This window comes from Enterobacter cloacae complex sp. IR5450 (assembly GCF_049238665.1).
Lineage (GTDB): Bacteria > Pseudomonadota > Gammaproteobacteria > Enterobacterales > Enterobacteriaceae > Enterobacter > Enterobacter hormaechei_C.
The window spans coordinates 1-662 of the sequence record NZ_JBMKIC010000097.1; the positions used below are offsets into that span (position 1 = coordinate 1).

Genomic DNA, 662 nt, shown 5'->3' on the forward strand with positions numbered 1-662 from the left:
GTTTGGTTTTTCTTCCGGAGCCCTGATGACTCTTAGTGATGATGAGCGACACCTGCTTGTGTCCGTTGTTTCGGTCTGGCTACGGCGTGCCGGAGGGGATGCCGGAGCCATGATGCTGGATGCATACCGGCAGATTTTGTCTGAAACCGAACCGGCCGTAAGGACTGTCATGCTCGAATTTCTTGAATCCGTTCGCATTCATTACATTTCGTCCTGAGCATTTTCTGTATTTCTGTCCATACTTAAACGAGGCGGCCGTCACGGACGGTGGTCGTCGTTCCATGATGCTGTTATGGACGAGTGAGAGTAATCTAATCTAACTTGATTGAGTTCCGGGCGTGCCGCCCGGTTTTTTTTGCTGTTTCCCGGTGTCCGTTCCGGGACAGGATGTGCATTTGTAATACCGCGCACGCGCCGGCATCACAAATACCCTGGTCAGGGCTGCGCCCCGACACCCCGCCATCGCCTCACGGCCGCGCACTGAATTGCGCACCCGTTCACCGATTTTCACGCATTTTCCTCGCCTATCTGTGCGTTCAGCATGGCGTAAAGCGCTTCGGCCTGATCGTGCAGGTGCTCACAGCAGCCGGCAGCCTCATCCAGATCCATCTGCTCGAGCCGCTCAAGGAGGAGAAGTGTCTGTGCGCGGATAAATTTGGCCA

General features: G+C 55.1%; 2 protein-coding genes. One reads left to right on the forward strand and one right to left on the reverse strand.

Annotation, left to right across the window (positions count from 1 at the left end; genetic code table 11):
- Positions 1 to 217: hypothetical protein (locus ACOTYB_RS24860; protein WP_242364793.1), on the forward strand; the 217-nt coding region annotated here is incomplete at its 5' end.
- Between the two features lie 290 nt (positions 218 to 507).
- Here ACOTYB_RS24860 and ACOTYB_RS24865 read toward each other — a convergent pair.
- Complete coding sequence (locus tag ACOTYB_RS24865; protein WP_331251879.1) at positions 508 to 651, reverse strand: Rop family plasmid primer RNA-binding protein; 144 nt, start codon at positions 649 to 651, stop codon at positions 508 to 510.
- Positions 652 to 662: the final 11 nt, after the last annotated feature.